General features: G+C 46.1%; 1 protein-coding gene. It reads left to right on the top strand.

Annotation, left to right across the window (positions count from 1 at the left end; genetic code table 11):
- On the top strand, window positions 1-203 hold a 203-nt coding region (locus MiSe_RS50005; protein ID WP_226595068.1), incomplete at its 5' end, for a hypothetical protein.
- Window positions 204-343: the final 140 nt, after the last annotated feature.

Consider the following 343-nt stretch of genomic DNA (forward strand, 5'->3'; position numbering starts at 1 on the left):
GGGACACGGCACGATCAATTTTTGGTTTTGTGAGAAAGATGGTGGATGCCGTGTCCCTACATATCGATGGGGGTGCGATCAAAGATGGTCGCGGTAGGGACAAGGCACGATCAATTTTTGGTTTTGTGAGAAAGATGGTGGATGCCGTGTCCCTACATATCGATGGGGGTGTGATTTTTGTTGGTTTCTTGGGCAATCTTTGATTTTTTTTATTTCAGATTGTCGCGGTAGGGACAAGGCATGATGAATTTTTGGTCTTGTGGGAAAGATTTTGAATGCCGTGTCCCAGCAGATCGACGAGGGTATGGTGTAGGGACACGGCATGAGAATTTTTTGGTCTTGT

This window comes from Microseira wollei NIES-4236 (assembly GCF_020521235.1).
Classification (GTDB): domain Bacteria; phylum Cyanobacteriota; class Cyanobacteriia; order Cyanobacteriales; family Aerosakkonemataceae; genus Microseira; species Microseira wollei.